This window comes from Streptomyces sp. NPDC056987, from assembly GCF_042673865.1.
Lineage (GTDB): Bacteria > Actinomycetota > Actinomycetes > Streptomycetales > Streptomycetaceae > Streptomyces.
This window is the reverse complement of the sequence record NZ_JBHURV010000013.1, coordinates 129,169-144,606: the sequence shown is the minus strand read 5'-3', so window position 1 is coordinate 144,606 and position 15,438 is coordinate 129,169. Positions and strand designations below refer to the sequence as shown.

12 protein-coding genes are annotated in these 15,438 nt (G+C 70.8%); 5 read left to right on the top strand and 7 right to left on the bottom strand.

Translation table 11 applies throughout. The annotated features are described in order from the left end of the window. Nucleotides 1-125: 125 nt before the first annotated feature. From ACFTZC_RS17700 to ACFTZC_RS17675, 6 genes are all read right to left on the bottom strand, one after another. Entirely contained in the window at nt 126-1,025 is a 900-nt protein-coding gene (locus ACFTZC_RS17700; protein ID WP_382890704.1) for a hypothetical protein, read from the bottom strand. A 484-nt stretch (nt 1,026-1,509) separates the two neighbouring features. Then, nucleotides 1,510-2,925 (bottom strand): Nramp family divalent metal transporter, encoded by a 1,416-nt coding sequence (locus ACFTZC_RS17695; RefSeq protein WP_382890588.1) that lies wholly within the window; start codon nt 2,923-2,925, stop codon nt 1,510-1,512. 150 nt (nt 2,926-3,075) lie between these two features. Continuing rightward, nucleotides 3,076-4,551 carry a GntP family permease gene (locus ACFTZC_RS17690; RefSeq protein WP_382890586.1) on the bottom strand — a complete coding sequence of 492 codons (1,476 nt, stop codon included), beginning with the start codon at nt 4,549-4,551 and terminating at the stop codon, nt 3,076-3,078. 115 nt (nt 4,552-4,666) lie between these two features. Then, nucleotides 4,667-5,113 carry a RidA family protein gene (locus ACFTZC_RS17685; RefSeq protein ID WP_382890584.1) on the bottom strand — a complete coding sequence of 149 codons (447 nt, stop codon included), beginning with the start codon at nt 5,111-5,113 and terminating at the stop codon, nt 4,667-4,669. Further along, on the bottom strand, nt 5,110-5,907 hold the full coding sequence (locus ACFTZC_RS17680; RefSeq protein WP_382890583.1) for an IclR family transcriptional regulator: 798 nt from the start codon (nt 5,905-5,907) through the stop codon (nt 5,110-5,112). Before ACFTZC_RS17680 ends, ACFTZC_RS17685 begins: the two co-directional genes overlap by 4 nt. Continuing rightward, nucleotides 5,904-7,070, bottom strand: coding sequence for a sugar kinase (locus ACFTZC_RS17675; protein ID WP_382890581.1), 1,167 nt, complete (start codon nt 7,068-7,070; stop codon nt 5,904-5,906). Before ACFTZC_RS17675 ends, ACFTZC_RS17680 begins: the two co-directional genes overlap by 4 nt. 230 nt (nt 7,071-7,300) lie before the next feature. On the opposite strand from ACFTZC_RS17675, the gene ACFTZC_RS17670 reads away from it, so the two are divergent. The 5 genes from ACFTZC_RS17670 to ACFTZC_RS17650 all read left to right on the top strand — a co-directional run bounded on the left by ACFTZC_RS17670 (nt 7,301) and on the right by ACFTZC_RS17650 (nt 13,354). After that, nucleotides 7,301-8,593: an alanine racemase gene (locus ACFTZC_RS17670; protein ID WP_382890578.1), complete on the top strand. Its 1,293-nt coding sequence runs from the start codon at nt 7,301-7,303 to the stop codon at nt 8,591-8,593. A 52-nt stretch (nt 8,594-8,645) separates the two neighbouring features. Further along, on the top strand, nt 8,646-10,283 hold the full coding sequence (locus ACFTZC_RS17665; RefSeq protein WP_382890577.1) for an amidohydrolase family protein: 1,638 nt from the start codon (nt 8,646-8,648) through the stop codon (nt 10,281-10,283). Nucleotides 10,284-10,496: 213 nt separating this feature from the next. After that, nucleotides 10,497-11,471 (top strand): polysaccharide deacetylase family protein, encoded by a 975-nt coding sequence (locus ACFTZC_RS17660; RefSeq protein WP_382890575.1) that lies wholly within the window; start codon nt 10,497-10,499, stop codon nt 11,469-11,471. Nucleotides 11,472-11,585: 114 nt separating this feature from the next. Beyond that, nucleotides 11,586-12,797, top strand: coding sequence for a pyridoxal phosphate-dependent aminotransferase (locus ACFTZC_RS17655; RefSeq protein WP_382890573.1), 1,212 nt, complete (start codon nt 11,586-11,588; stop codon nt 12,795-12,797). A 95-nt stretch (nt 12,798-12,892) separates the two neighbouring features. After that, nucleotides 12,893-13,354, top strand: a complete 462-nt coding sequence (locus ACFTZC_RS17650; RefSeq protein ID WP_382890571.1) for a hypothetical protein — start codon at nt 12,893-12,895, stop codon at nt 13,352-13,354. A 94-nt stretch (nt 13,355-13,448) separates the two neighbouring features. Here ACFTZC_RS17650 and ACFTZC_RS17645 read toward each other — a convergent pair whose 3' ends face one another. Further along, nucleotides 13,449-15,311: a phosphoenolpyruvate carboxykinase (GTP) gene (locus ACFTZC_RS17645; RefSeq protein ID WP_382890702.1), complete on the bottom strand. Its 1,863-nt coding sequence runs from the start codon at nt 15,309-15,311 to the stop codon at nt 13,449-13,451. Between the last annotated feature and the right edge of the window lie 127 nt (nt 15,312-15,438).

Here is a 15,438-nt window from a genome sequence, read left to right as displayed (position 1 = left end):
TTGTCAGTTGTACGGCGGTGGACCACCCCCGTACTGCCTAGCAGTGTCCGCCGTTGTGTGTCAGGTGTCTGTAGGGCTCCGTAGCAGCTCCGTTGCCACTCCGTAGCACCCCACGGCTCCCGCGACTACGGCTCCTTACCCACAGGAGCCCCATCGTTCAGGACACCAGTTGGCTGAGATTGGTTCTCCGAAGTGTGCAGCGGTGAGGAACAGAAGCCGCACCGGTCCCCTATCAACTCCATTCCGCACCAATGACACCGTTCGCGCCGGACGGATGCCACCAATTGGTACGTTACCGAGATGTCCGGAAGGTGTGCCGCGAATTCGACGAGCTTGCCGGTGCCCCACCACCGCGCGGAATCCGCGGGCAGTTCGGCCTCCGACACCCCCGCGACCTGCCAGGCGGGGGCGAGCGTGGAGGCGACCCAGTCGGACTGCGACTGCCCCCGGGCGAACAGGAGTTGCGTCGCGAAGTCGGGACCGGTCAATTCGCCGGAGCCGATCTTGACGAGCTGCGGCTGCGGGCTGGCAACCACACCGAACTGCGAACCCGGCACCCACGACCTGGCATGCGCCTTGAGGCTGACGGGGACGCGGTCCAGCTTGGCGACGGAGCCGAGCACCGCCCCCGCGTGGATGTAGTGGGAGAGCAGCCGGGCGGCCGAGGCGACCACACCGGGGCTGAAATCGCAGATGGACAACTGGCGCAGCTGCCGTACGAGTACGGCCAGCCCGAGCGGCGGCAGCTCGGAGCGGAGCAGCGCGACGCGGTCCGTCTCCAGGACGGACCGCACGGCGAGCAGCCGCCGTTCGTACGCGGCCGGGATCGTGGACGGATAGAGGGCGACGACATATCCGTACTGCTCGACCAGCATCTGCATGTCGGTGAGCGCGTCCTCGAACGACTGCGCCTCGGGCGGCTTGAAGGCCGCGGCTGTGGGCGTCTGCTGATCCTGTGCCGGCAGCACCAGGTCGGCGCTGGTGACGGCGATTGCGGTCGACACGTACTGATTCCCCGTTTCCATCCGGTCACCGGCGGAGCCCGCCGGGAACCGCGGGTCGCTCACTGCTGAATACACCCGCATCGGCACTTTATCCAGCTCAATCCGCGACTACCAAGCTTTTCACTGAACGGAAGGCCATAAAGGCCCATAGGTAGTCGAGTTGGACAAATCGGAATGAAGATCACGCAGATTACGCAGATGACGCAGATATCGAGCGGCGGTGCGGCGGGGATTCCGCACGCGGCACACCCGTCACCGCCTCCACTTGAATGTGAAAACGAAACAATTCACTTTGCCAAAAGTTCACCGTCATACAAGTTTCACCGCACAAATGCCCGGCCGCCGCCCCCGCCCACCGGCACAACTCCATTGGCCTGAACCAACTTTACGCACGGCGAACAGGGGCTCGGCAAGAGCTTCCGTCGCGATCTTCACCACGGGCACCACACGGGCGCCACTCGGGCCCGACCGGGCGGCGAGGCGGGCACGGCCGCCCCTCCCGCGTTTACCAGGGAATGTCCCGCACCTGCTGCACGCACAGCACGATGAACAGCAGCCCCGCCGCAGCCAGCATCACATTGCTCAGGATCCCGTTCCGCCATTCCGTGGGCGTACGGGAGGAATTGAGCAGCCAGATCAGGGTGAGCGCGAGGAACGGCATGAAGAAGGCGCCCAGCACGCCGTAGACCACGACCAGGCCGAACGGCTCGTCGAGGAAGAGCAGCGAGATCGGGGGGAAGGTCAGCCAGAGCAGATACGCGCGGAACGGCACCGAGCGCTCCCGCTCGCCGGACGCGACCACCTCGGCCGTCGTTCCGGACGCCCCGGACGTCGCCACGGACGTCGTTCCGGCCGTCGTTCCGGACAACGCCCCGGCCGTCGTTCCGGACACCGGGGGCTCGTCTCCGCTCTTCCTCCCCCCGTCGGCGCGGACGCGCTCCACGAAGTCCGCGAACATCAGACTGACGCCGTGCCACACCCCGATGAGCGACGAGAACGACGTGGCGAAGAAGCCGATCAGGAAGAGCTTGGCGGTGGCCGGACCGAAGCGCTCCTCCAGGATCGTGCCGAGGTCGATCAGCCCCCGGTCCCCCGAGGTGAGCGCGATGTGGGAGGAGTGCAGCAACTCGGCGCCGACGACCAGCATCGCGACGACGAAGAGCCCGGTCGTGACGTACGCGACCCGGTTGTCGAGCCGCATCACCTTCATCCAGGAGGAGTTGGTCCACCCCTTCGCGTTGACCCAGTACCCGTACGCCGCCATGGTGATCGTGCCGCCCACCCCGCCGATCAGCCCGAGCGTGTAGAGCAGCGAGCCGTCCGGCAGGACCGGGGCGAGCCCGGCGAAGGCGGCGCCGATGTCGGGCGCGACGCGGATCGCGACGTACATGACGACCACGAACATGATGCCGATCAGCACCGTCATGACCTTCTCGAAGACGGCGTACTGGTTGAACCAGACGAAGACCAGGCCGATCAGGCCGGTGACGACCGCCCAGGTCTTGAGCCCGGGACCGTCCGGGAAGAGCGCGACGATGGGCAGCGCGCTGGAGGACATGGCGGTCGCGCCGTAGACGAAGCCCCAGACCACGACGTACACCGCGAAGTACACGGTGGTCCACCGGCCGAGGCTGCGCCAGCCGTCGAAGAGGGTGCGCCCGGTGGCGAGATGCCAGCGGCCGGCGGCCTCGGCGAGGGAGATCTTGACGACGCACCCGATGACCGCCGCCCACATCAGGGTGTAGCCGAACTTGCTGCCCGCGATGAGCGTGGCGACCAGGTCACCCGCGCCGACACCGGTCGCGGCGACCACGATCCCGGGGCCGATGTACGTCCAACTCGACTTGCGGGGCCGGGAATCGGTGGCGCCGGCATCGTGTGTGCCGGCGCCACCCGTGCCGGCCTCCGTGGTTCCTGCCATACGTGTCATCGCCTCCCGCTCGCCTCGTTACGTGACCCAAGTCACCAAAGCGGGGTGTCGATCATCGCGCAAGAGGGCCTGCGGTGAGGGTTCGGTGGGCGCCCGCCCCCGACGGAGCCCTGGACACGGCTGGATCACCAGGGACAGGCTCTAGATCACCAGACTCAGTAGCGCCGCCACCACGAACCCCGCCACCGACAGCACCGTCTCCAGCACCGTCCAGGACTTGATGGTGTCCCGCTCCGATATGCCGAAGTACTTGGCGACGATCCAGAATCCCCCGTCGTTGACGTGCGACGCGAAGATCGAGCCCGCCGAGATCGCCATGATGATCAGGGCGAGATGCGCCTGCGAGAGCCCCTGGTTCTCGACCAGCGGGACGACGATGCCCGCCGTGGTGACGATCGCGACCGTCGCGGAGCCCTGGGCGACACGCAGGACGACCGAGATCAGCCAGGCCAGCACGATGACAGGCAGCCCGACGTCGTTGAAGGTGTCGGCGAGCGCGTCCGCGATCCCACTGCCCTTGAGGACCGCGCCGAAGACCCCGCCCGCGCCGACCACCAGCAGGATGTTGCCCACGGGCTTGAGGGAGGCGGTGGAGACCGTCTCCAGGGAGCCCCGCGACCAGCCCCGCCGGATGCCCAGCAGGTAGTACGCGAGGAGCAGCGCGATGGTCAGCGCCACGAAGGGGTGGCCGAAGAACTCGATGACCGACCGGAGCGTCGAGGGATCGAAGGCGATGGAGGAGAAGGTCGCGAGCAGGATGAGGATCAGCGGGGTGCCGATGATGGCGAGGACCGTGCCGAGCGCGACGGGCGTCTCCCGCGGCGTGACACCCGACGCGCGCTGCTCGGCGGCGACGGCCTCCTTCGCCTCCTCCGCCGCCTCCACCATGTCCTGCGGTACGTCGACGAAGAGGCGGTTGCCGATCCACGCGGCGTAGGCCCACGCGGCGAGGACGGCCGGGATGCCGACCACGGTGCCCATCAGGATGACCCAGCCCAGGTCGACCTTGAAGAGCCCGGCGGCGGCCACGGGTCCCGGGTGCGGCGGCAGAAACGCGTGAGTCATGGAGAGCCCCGCGAGCAGCGGCATCGCGTACAGGATGACCGACTTGCCGGAGCGCTTGGCGGCGGCGTACACGAGCGGCGCCAGGACGAAGATACCGACGTCGAAGAAGACCGGGATACCGAAGACGACCCCGGTGACGCCCATGGCGAGCGGGGCGCGCTTCTCGCCGAAGAGCCGGAGCAGCCGGGTGCTCAACACCTCGGCGCCGCCGGAGACTTCGAGGATGGCGCCGAGCATCGTGCCGAGTCCGATGATGATCGCGACATGGCCGAGGATGCCGCCCATCCCCGACTCGATCATCGAGACGGCGGCGGACTTCTGGACCGTACCGAAGAGTTCGGTGACGGAGAGACCGGCGGCGAGGCCGACGGCTATGGAGACGCCGAGCAGCGCCACGAAGGGCTGGAGCCTGACCTTGATGATCAGGACGAGGAGCAGGGCGATACCGAGGGCGGCGACGGTCAGCAGACCGGGGGTTCCGCCTATGAGGAGCAGCAGGCCACCCGTGTGGGGTGGGGTGGCGGGGGCGGGTGTGTCAGCGGCGAGCAGCATGAGTTACCTCGGGACCTCTGGTCGGGGAAGGACATGGAGGATCGCGGTGCGGCTGTGCTGTACGGGTGAGGGGACGTGGGGGGGGGAGGTGCGCGGGTGGGGGCGCGGGTGAGGGTCAGCCGAGGACGGCGAGCACGTCGATCTCGACGAGGAGGCCCGCGGGCAGCCCCACGTAGACCGTCGTCCGGGCGGCGGGCGGCTGCGTCAGCCCCTGCGCGGCGAAGTAGGTGTTGTAGATCTCGTTCATCTCGGCGAAGTGGTCGACGTCGGTGAGGTAGACGCGCACCATCATCGCGTCGTCCCAGCTCGCGCCGCCCTCCTCCAGGATCGACTTCACGTTGTCGAGGGTCTGGAGCGTCTGCTCGCGCAGGGTCGGCCCCGCGGGCGTGGGCGGCTGCCCCTCGACGGCCGGCAGGAAGCCGACCTGGCCCGCGACCTGGAGGATGTTGCCCTTGCGGACGCCGTGCGAGAAACGGGCCGGCGGGGTGGTGTGCGTGGCGGGCGTCAGGGCGGTCTTCTCAAGCTTGCCGGTCGTGTCGGTCGTGCTGGTCTTGTCGGTCATCGGGCTTCCTTGTCGGGGTCGGGGTCGGGATGGGGGTGGGGGTGGGGGTGGGGAGCGGTGCCGGAGTACTCCCGGCCGATCGCGTCGGCGGTACGGCGCACCAGCGGGAGCAGGGTGAGGAATTCGTCGGCGCCGACGACGACGTTCGGCGCGGAGACCGACATCGCGGCGACGACGCGGCCGTCCGCGCCCCTGATCGGGGCGCCGACGCAGTTGATGGACTCCTCGTGGCCGCCGAGATCGGTGGCCCACCCCTGTTCGCGTACGGTCGCCAGTTCCTTGAGGAAGGCGGCCGCGTCGGTCGTCGAACGGGGCGTGTATGCGGGGTAGTCGAGGCGTTCCGCGACGGCGCGGCGCTCGGCTTCGGGGAGGTCGGCGAGGAGCAGCTTGGCGACGGCGGCGACGGTGATCGCGACCGGTCTGCCGATCCGCGAGTACATCCGGACCGGGTAGCGGCTCTCGACCTTGTCGATGTAGAGGACGTCGCCCTCCTCGCGCACGGCGAGATGGACGGTGTGGCCGCACTGTTCGTTGAGCGCGACGAGATGCGGGTGGGCGATCTCGCGCAGGTCCAGGTTCTCGACGGCTTCCTGGGCGAGCGCGAAGAGCCGGGCGCCGAGGCGGTAACGCTGGTCCTGCTGGCGGTAGACGAGGCCGTGCTCGTGGAGCGTACGGAGCAGCCGCAGCGCGGTGGACTTGTGGACGCCGAGCCGCTCCGCGACCTGTCCGAGGTCGGCGGGGCCCTGGGCGAGCAGCGGCAGGATGCTCAGCGCACGGTCGACGGTCTGGCTCATGGGGTACGTACCTCCGGCTCGTCCGCGCCCGTCCAGCCCGGCCCGAGACGCAGTGTGCCCCAGGCGTCCGCGTCCAGTGCGGCGAGCCGGTCGGCGTGGGCCCGGGACGGCGGCGTGGCGAGGTCACCGGCGACGGTGAGGGCGGCGGCGGCCATGAGGTGGCCGTGGCGCAGCCGGGCTTCAACGGGCAGGCCGCGCAGGGTCGCGGAGAGGAAACCGGCGGCGAAGGCGTCACCGGCGCCGACGGGTGCCACGACATCGACGCGCAGGGCGGGGACGGAGACGACGGTGTCCCCGGCGTCTCGGGCCTCCCCGGCGCTCCCGGTGTCCCCGGCACTCCTGTGCGAAGCGCCTCCGGCACTCCTGTGCGACGCGCCTCCGGCGCCCCTGTCCGCGCCTCCGGTGCCGGAGGAGACGGTGCGGGTGTACGCCGTCGCGCCCTCGCTGCCGCGCTTGACCACCAGCGTCTCCGGCTCGGGCAGCGCCGCCCGGATCGCGTCCGCGCCGTGCAGGTCCCAGGCCTCGGCCGCCTCGTCCTCCCCGACGAGGACGAGGTCGGCGCCGCGCGCCAGGTCGAGCAGGACCCGGGCGCCGTCCGCGTCGCGCCACAGACCGGGACGGTGGTTGACGTCGAAGGAGAGGAGGGGGCGGCCGGGTACGCGGCGGGTGAGTTCGCGCGTGAGGGCGAGGCAGCTGTCCGAGAGCGCGGGGGTGATGCCCGACAGGTGCAGCACGCGTCCCGCCCACAGGTCCTCGGGCGCCAGGGTGCCCGGCGCCATGGCGGAGGCGGCGGAGCCGGCCCGGTAGTAGGCGACCTCGTGGGTGTCGGTGGCGCGGTCCGTGGCCGTACGGAAGTAGATGCCGGTGGGCCGGTCCGGGTCCCGGCGGACGCCCGAGGTGTCCACGCCGTACGCGCCGATCGCCTCGACCAGGTGGTCGCCGAAGCCGTCGGCGCCGACCCTGCTGATCCACTTCACGCTGTGTCCCGCGCCCGCGAGCGCGCAGGCGACGTTGGACTCGGCGCCGCCGATCGTCCGGTCGTACGACGGCACGTCCGCGAGCCGGCCGGGGCCCGTGGGCAGGAAGGTGACCATGGACTCGCCGAGGCAGACGGCGTCCACGCTCGGGTGGACGGCGCGGTCCGCGGCTACGGTTCCGGTCACGCTGGGGCTCCTCGTGGTTCGTGATGCATCGGTCGTGAGGTGTCGCTCTTGATGCGTGGCGGGTGGTGCCTGGGTCGTAAGGGGTTACGCGAGGGGTTGATGGCGTCGATCGGGGCAGCATTGACCCGTTGTCCCGTTGACCCGTTGTCCGTCCGGATGTTAGACAACCCTGAGCGACATACGCAATGGACGTTGCACATGGCGCAACGACGATACGGGAGGCACTGCCCATGGCCACCGACGGGTACGACGCGGACGCCTCGTACGACACCGGCTCCGAGTACGTCGACCACCGCTTCAAGGGCCTCCCGCCGGACGCCGACGGGCTGACCGTCGGCGCGCTCGCCGCCGAGCGCCGCTCCCTCTTCACCGGCGGCTTCACCACCCCCGTCCTCGCGCTGTCCGCCGAGTCGGTCGAGCACAATCTCGCCCTCCTGGAGACGTACGCCGAGCGCCACGGCCTCGCCTTCGCCCCGCACGGCAAGACGTCGATGGCCCCCCAGCTCTTCGCGCGCCAGCTCGACCGGGGCGCCTGGGGCATCACCGCCGCCGTCCCCCACCAGGCCCGGGTCTACCGCGCCTTCGGCATCCGGCGGATCTTCCTCGCCAACGAGCTGGTCGACGCCGCCGCGCTGCGCTGGCTCGCCGCCGAGCTGGACCGGGACCCCGGCTTCCGTTTCGTCTGTTACGTGGACTCCGTGCGCGGCGTCGAGCTGATGGACGAGGCGCTGCGGGCCGCCGGCGCGCGCCGCCCGGTGGAGGTCGTGGTGGAGCTGGGCGCCGGCGAGGGTGCCAGGACCGGAGCCCGTACGGAGGCGGAGTGCGCCGCGGTGGCGGACGCGGTGGCCGGCGCCCCGACCCTGCGGCTGACGGGGGTCGCCGGTTACGAGGGCGAGGTCCCCGGCGCCGACGACGGCACCGTACGCGACTGGCTCCGCCGGCTCGTGGCGCTGGCGGCCGAATTCGACGGGGCGGGCCGCTTCGCCGCCGCGGAGGAGATCGTGATCAGCGCGGGCGGCAGCGCCTGGTTCGACGCGGTGGCGGACGTCTTCGCGGACATCCCGGCGCTCACCCGCCCCGTGTGCAAGCTGCTGCGCTCCGGCGCGTACATCTCGCACGACGACGGCCACTACCGCCGGCTCACCCCCTTCAACCGGGTCACCGGGGAGGGCGCCCTGCGGCCCGCGTTCCGGCTCTGGGCGCAGGTCGTCTCCCGCCCGTCCGCCGCGCAGGCGTTCGTCAACGCGGGCAAGCGGGACGCGGCGTACGACCTGGACCTGCCGGAGGCACAGGTCGTACGGGACGGCCGCACCGGCGAGATCCGCCCGGCGACCGGGATCACGGTCACGGGCCTGTCCGACCAGCACGGCTGGCTCGCCACCGCGCCCGAGGCGGTGCTGGAGGTCGGGGACTGGGTCGGGATGGGGCTGTCGCATCCGTGCACGTCGTTCGACAAGTGGCAGCTCATCCCGCTGGTGGAGGCGGACGGCACGGTCACGGACTTCGTCCGCACCTACTTCTAGTGCCGGGAGGGGCACTCGTACGTACGCACCGGGTACTGACAGGGAGGGTGGCATGGATCTCGTCATTCGCGACGCGCGCGTCATCGACGGCACGGGCGGCGCTTCGTACCGCGCGGACGTCACCGTCGACGCGGGCCGTATCACCGGCATCCGGCGCGCGTCCGACGGCGGACCCCGGACGCCGCGCCCGACCGGGGCGCGGGTGCTGGACGCCGCCGGGCTCGCGCTCTCGCCCGGCTTCATCGACATGCACGCGCACAGCGATCTCGCGCTGCTGCGCGACCCCGACCACTCCGCCAAGGCCGCGCAGGGCGTGACCCTCGAAGTCATCGGCCAGGACGGCCTGTCGTACGCGCCCGTGGACGACGCCACCCTCGCCGGGGTCCGGCAGGCGATCACCGGCTGGAACGGCGACGGCTCCGACCTCGACCTCGACTGGCGCACCGTCGGCGAGTACCTCGACCGGCTCGACCACGCCTTCGAGGGCCGGGGCTTCGACGGCGACGGCATCGCTGTCAACGCCGCTTATCTCGTCCCGCAGGGCACGGTCCGCGCCCACGTGGTCGGCTGGGACGACCGCCCCGCGACGGCGGACGAACTCGCCGCGATGCGGCGGCTGGTGGCCGAGTCGCTGGAGCAGGGCGCCTTCGGGATGTCGTCCGGACTGACGTACACACCCGGGATGTACGCGGACGACGCCGAACTGACCGAGCTGTGCCGGGTGGTGGCGCGGTACGGCGGCTACTACTGCCCGCACCACCGTTCGTACGGGGCCGGGGCGCTGCGCGCGTACGAGGAGATGGTGGCGCTCACCCGGCGGGCCGGCTGCGCGCTCCATCTCGCCCACGCCACCATGAACTTCGGGGTGAACAAGGGGAAGGCGCCCGAACTGCTCAGCTTGCTCGACCGGGCGCTGGACGACGGCGCGGACATCTCGCTGGACACGTATCCGTACACGCCGGGATGCACCACTCTCGTGGCGATGCTGCCCAGTTGGGCGAGCGAGGGCGGGCCCGGCGCGATCCTGGAGCGGCTGCGGGACGAGGAGAGCGCCGAGCGGATCCGGTACGTGATGGAGGAGGTCGGCGCGGACGGCTGCCACGGTGTGCCCATCGACTGGGACACCATCGAGATCTCCGGGGTCACGGACGCGGCGCTCGCCCACCACGTCGGCAGGACGGTCGCGGAGTCGGCGGCCCGGGCGGGCGAGGCGCCGTGGACCACGGCGCGCCGGCTGCTGATCGAGGACCGGCTCGGCCCGACGATCCTCCAGCACGTCGGGCACGAGGAGAACGTCCGCGCGATCATGCGCCACCGGGTCCACACGGGCGGCAGCGACGGCATCCTCCAGGGTGCCAAGCCGCATCCGCGCGCGTACGGCACGTTCCCGAACTATCTCGGCCGGTACGCGCGTGACCTGGGCATCCTCTCGCTGGAGGAGTGCGTGGCCCATCTCACCGCGCGCCCGGCGGCCCGGCTGGGGCTGCGGGACCGGGGGCTGGTCAAGGAGGGCCACCGCGCCGATCTGGTGCTCTTCGACCCGGACACGGTGGCGGCGGGATCGACCTTCGAGGAGCCGCGCACCCTGCCGGTGGGGATCCCGTACGTCCTGATCGACGGCCGGTTCGTGATCGAGGACGGACGCCGTACGGATGTCCTGGCAGGGAGGTCGCTCCGGCGCGGCCGGTGAGTGGGCCGGTGACCCGGCCGGTACGGCGGTACGGACGCGTCCGGTGCGGCGCGTACGTACGGACGCGCCTGGTGGGAACGGGCGGGCGAGCCGCTTCACACAAACTTGTGACCGGGCATCCGGAAACGGATCCTCACCGGCCTTTCACTCGTCTCTCCTCCCGGACTCCCGGACACGGTGACCGGGTGAGCAGAGGCGAAAGCGGTGGGAACCATGGGGCGCACGGGTACGGCCCGCAGGGGCAGGGGCGCCCGGTCGGCGGGCGCGCGGCTGCTGACGGTGGCGCTCGCGCTGGCCGGGGCCGCGCTGCTCACGGGGTGCGGCGAGCAGACGGCCGACGACAGCGCCGCGACGGCCGCGGTGCCGCGCCCCCAGGTCGCCTCACCCGTACCGTCCCCGCCCGACGACGGACGCAACGGCGGACGGGACCCCGACGGACGCGACGGGTTGGACCGACGCGACGGCGGACGCGACAGCGCGCGGGACCGGCGCGAGGAGCGCGTGCCCGCGCAGCCCGCGCCGCCCGCGCAGCCCGTACCTCCCACGCAGACCTCGAAGCCGGACCCGAAGCTGCCGCCGCCCCGGGTCAGCATGGACATCGCCCATGCCGTGGAGGGCGGCGGCAAGGCCGTCAGCCTCACCATCGACGACGGTCCCGACCCTGTCTGGACACCGCGGATCCTCGCGATCCTCCGGCAGAACGAGGCGCGGGCGACCTTCTGCATGATCGGCCCGCAGGCCGCCGCGCACCCCGATCTGGTCCGCCGGGTGGTGGCCGAGGGACACCGGCTGTGCGATCACTCCGTGACGCACGACACCGGAATGGACCACAGGTCACGCGCGTACCAGAAGGAGCAGATCCTCACGGCCGCCCGGCAGATCGAGCGAGCGTCCGGCGGGGTGCCGCCGCTGTACTACCGGGCCCCCGGGGGCGCCTTCACCCCGTACAGCCGGCAGATCGCGGCGAGCGCGGGCATGCGGCCGCTGGGCTGGAACGTGGACTCGAAGGACTTCGAACACCCCGGCGCCGGAGCGATCCTGCGCACGGTGCAGGGCGAACTGGGCAACGGCCCCACGCTGCTCTTCCACGACGGCGGGGGTAACCGCTCGCAGACGGCGCACGCGATGAAGCGGCTGCTGCCGTGGCTGCGCGGACAGGGTTACGCCTTCGGCTTCCCGGAGCGGTGAGCGCACCGCACACACACCCCTGTCCCGTACGCACGTACGAGGCATACGCCCCAGCGGAGCAACGTGGGGAAGAACACCACGCGGGCTCCGTTACGCGGCCGTAAGGTGGCGGACATGCAGGTCATCCAGTCGACGAAGCTCGCCAACGTCTGTTACGAGATCCGGGGGCCGGTCCTCGACGAGGCGATGCGGCTGGAGGCGGCGGGCCACCGCATCCTCAAGCTCAACACCGGCAACCCCGCCGCCTTCGGCTTCGAGTGCCCGCCCGAGATCCTGGAGGACATGCTCAGGAACCTGGGCGGGGCGCACGGCTACGGCGACGCGAAGGGGCTGCTGTCCGCCCGCCGCGCGGTCATGCAGCACTACCAGACCAAGGGCATCGAGCTGGGCGTCGAGGACATCTACCTCGGCAACGGCGTCTCCGAGCTGATCCAGATGTCGATGCAGGCGCTGCTCGACGACGGTGACGAGGTGCTCGTACCGGCCCCCGACTACCCGCTGTGGACCGCGTCGGTCTCGCTCGCGGGCGGGACCGCCGTCCACTACCGCTGCGACGAGCAGGCCGATTGGATGCCCGACCTCGGGGACATCGAACGGAAGATCACCGATCGGACGAAGGCGATCGTGATCATCAACCCGAACAATCCGACGGGCGCCGTGTACGACGACGCGATGCTCGGCTCGCTCACGGAGATCGCCCGCCGCCACAATCTGGTCGTCTGCTCCGACGAGATCTACGACCGGATCCTCTACGACGGCGCCACGCACACCCCGACGGCGGCCGTCGCGCCCGATCTGCTGACGCTCACGTTCAACGGGCTGTCGAAGAACTACCGGGTGGCCGGGTTCCGCTCCGGCTGGCTGGCGGTCTGCGGCCCCAAGGCGCACGCCTCGTCGTACATCGAGGGGCTGACGATCCTGGCCAACATGCGGCTGTGCGCCAACATGCCCTCGCAGCACGCGGTGGCCACCGCGCTGAACGGCCGGCAGTCGATCGACGACCTGGTCCTGCCGGGCGGCCGGATCCTGGAGCAGCGGAACGCGGCGTACGACCTGCTGACGCAGATCCCCGGCGTGACCTGCGTGAAGCCCAAGGGCGCGCTGTATCTCTTCCCCCGGCTCGACCCGAAGGTCTTCAAGATCAAGGATGACCGGCAGATGGTGCTCGACCTGCTGCGGGCCGAGAAGATCATGGTCGTGCACGGTACGGGGTTCAACTGGCCGGAGCCGGACCACTTCCGGATCGTCACGCTGCCGGCGGCCCAGGACCTGACGGACGCGGTCACGCGGATCGGGTCGTTCCTGGACGGTTACGCGCAGCACTGAGCCACGCAGCGTGAGCCCGCCAGTACCGGATCGCACTCAACTTTAGACTGAATCCAAGGTAGGATGGTCTCCTGACCACGCAAGGAGGCCGTCCCATGTACGAGCCCATCCGTACGAAGTCGGTCCACGCGACGTCCGACGACGCCGACTTTCCGCACCGCAGCCGCGAGGACGAGCTGAAGATCCAGCTCTCCGGCCACCTCTCCGCGCTCCTCGCGGTCACCGACGAGCTGGGGCTCGACGAAGCCGCGGAGGCCATCGCCGGGCAGATCGGCCGACTGCGCGGCGCCCCGCCGGCCCGGCACGCCGGGCTGAGCGGCGCCGACCCGGGCGCGCTGCACCGCCGGGCGCTCGCGCTCGCGGGCCGCGCCCTCGTCGTCGCGGCGTCACGTGCCGACACGGCCGCGGCGATCCTCGCCGCGGAACGCATGGACGCGCACACGGCGGCCCTGGCCGAACCACTCCCCGACCGGAGCGGCCCGGACCAGAACCACCTCCCTGACCGAAACCGTCCGGGCCGCAAGAGCCCGGATCAGCGCCTCGTCGGCGCCCACTGACGGCCCCGGCCCGCGGACCGCGGAGGCGCGCGGACCGGGTGCCACCCTCCGGTCAGGCGTCCGCGAGGGGCGTCGGAACGCCCCGTCCAGAGGGTCAGCCCAGGCGCTCGACCAGCGCGTGGTACTCGTCCCACAGTTCCTTCGGCGCATGGTCACCGAAGGTGTTGAGGTGTGCGGGGACCAGGGCCGCCTCCTCGCGCCAGACGTCCTTGTCGACCGAGAGCAGGAAGTCCAGCTCCGCCTCCGAGAGCGCGAGGCCGTCGGTGTCGAGGGACTCCTTGGTCGGCAGCACGCCGATCGGGGTCTCGACGCCGTCCGCCGTACCGTCCAGGCGCTGCACGATCCACTTCAGGACGCGGCTGTTCTCGCCGAAGCCGGGCCAGACGAACGAGCCCTTGTCGTCCTTGCGGAACCAGTTGACGTAGTAGATCTTCGGCAGCTTCGACCCGCCGTTCTCGCGTACGGCGTCCTGGCCCACCTTGACCCAGTGGCCCATGTAGTCGCCCATGTTGTAGCCGCAGAACGGCAGCATGGCGAACGGGTCGCGGCGCAGTTCACCGACCTTGCCTTCGGCGGCCGCCGTCTTCTCGGAGGCGACGTTGGCTCCGAGGAAGACGCCGTGCTGCCAGTCGAAGGACTCGGTGACCAGCGGCACGGCGGAGGCGCGGCGGCCGCCGAAGAGGATGGCCGAGATCGGGACCCCCTTGGGGTCCTCCCACTCGGGCGCGATGATGGGGCACTGTCCGGCGGGGACGGTGAAGCGGGCGTTGGGGTGGGCGGCGGGCGTGCCGGACTCCGGGGTCCAGTCGTTGCCCTTCCAGTCGGTGAGGTGCGCGGGCGGCTCCTCGGTCATGCCCTCCCACCAGACGTCGCCGTCGTCGGTGAGCGCGACGTTGGTGAAGACCGAGTTGCCCCACATGGTCTTCATGGCGTTGGCGTTGGTGTGCTCGCCGGTGCCGGGCGCGACGCCGAAGAAGCCCGCCTCGGGGTTGATCGCGTACAGCTGGCCGTCCTCACCGAACCGCATCCACGCGATGTCGTCGCCGATGGTCTCGACGGTCCAGCCGGAGATGGTGGGCTCCAGCATGGCGAGGTTGGTCTTGCCGCAGGCGGAGGGGAACGCCGCCGCGACGTACTTGGCCTCCCCCTGGGGCGGGGTCAGCTTGAGGATCAGCATGTGCTCGGCGAGCCAGCCCTCGTCGCGCGCCATGACGGACGCGATGCGCAGGGCGTAGCACTTCTTGCCGAGCAGGGCGTTGCCGCCGTAGCCCGAGCCGTACGACCAGATCTCGCGGGACTCCGGGAAGTGCGAGATGTACTTGGTGGAGTTGCAGGGCCACGGCACGTCGGCCTCGCCCTCGGCGAGCGGGGCGCCGAGGGTGTGGACGGCCTTGACGAAGAAGCCGTCGGAGCCCAGTTCGTCGAGGACCGGCTGTCCCATGCGGGTCATGGTGCGCATGGAGGCCGCGACGTAGGCGGAGTCGGTGATCTCGACGCCGATCGCGGAGAGCGGCGAGCCGAGGGGGCCCATGCAGAACGGGACGACGTACATCGTCCGGCCGCGCATCGAGCCGCGGAAGACGCCGTTCTCGCCGGTGAAGACGGCCCGCATCTCGGCGGGGTCCTTCCAGTGGTTGGTCGGGCCCGCGTCCTCCTCCTTCTCGGAGCAGATGAAGGTCCGGTCCTCGACGCGCGCCACGTCGGAGGGGTCCGAGGCGGCGTAGTACGAGTTGGGCCGCTTGGCCGGGTCGAGTTTCCGGAACGTGCCCTTGGCGACGAGCTCCCCGCACAGGCGCTCGTACTCGCTCTCGGACCCGTCGCACCAGACCACACTGTCCGGCTGGGTGAGGGCGGCGATCTCGTCCACCCAGGAGATCAGTTCCTGGTGACCGGTCGGGACCGTTCCGGGGGTGCCGGCGCTGCCCGTCGTGCTGGTGTCGCCCGTCGTGCCTGTGATGCCTGTGGTGCCGGAGGTGCTGGGAGCCGCGTTGTCGCGCGCCACGATCGCTCCTTGTTGAGGGGTTTGATGATGTTTGCCCCTTGGGGGCTCCGACCCGGATGCTTCGTAGCCGCTCATCCGGTGC